The organism is Oleiphilus sp. HI0080, from assembly GCF_001635135.1.
Map to the genome: position 1 here is coordinate 1 of NZ_LWFU01000295.1, position 339 is coordinate 339.

At 45.7% G+C, this 339-nt stretch carries 1 pseudogene; it reads left to right on the forward strand.

What is annotated here, in order from left to right:
* Window positions 1–339: pseudogene (locus A3751_RS03085) on the forward strand (bifunctional aconitate hydratase 2/2-methylisocitrate dehydratase); the annotation flags it as partial.

Genomic DNA, 339 nt, shown 5'->3' on the forward strand with positions numbered 1-339 from the left:
TTCACCGATTGGACTGCAGAAATGAAAGCGAAAGCTTCGATCTGTATTTCTACAGACGACACGTTAATTCAGTCTCTAGAGCTCGCAAAATCTCGTATCCAAATCATGATCGACAAAGGCATGGATAACGATGCCAAGATGTTACAAGGCCTAATCGACCTAGCAGACAAGCGTATTGCTGGCATCAAGTCTGGTGAAGAACCAGCGCTTGCTCCAGATGACAACGCGAAGTACTACGCTGAGTTGGTTGTTGACCTAGATGCAATCGAAGAACCGATGATTGCTGACCCAGACGTTAACAATGAAGACGTATCTAAGCGTTACACGCACGACGTAATC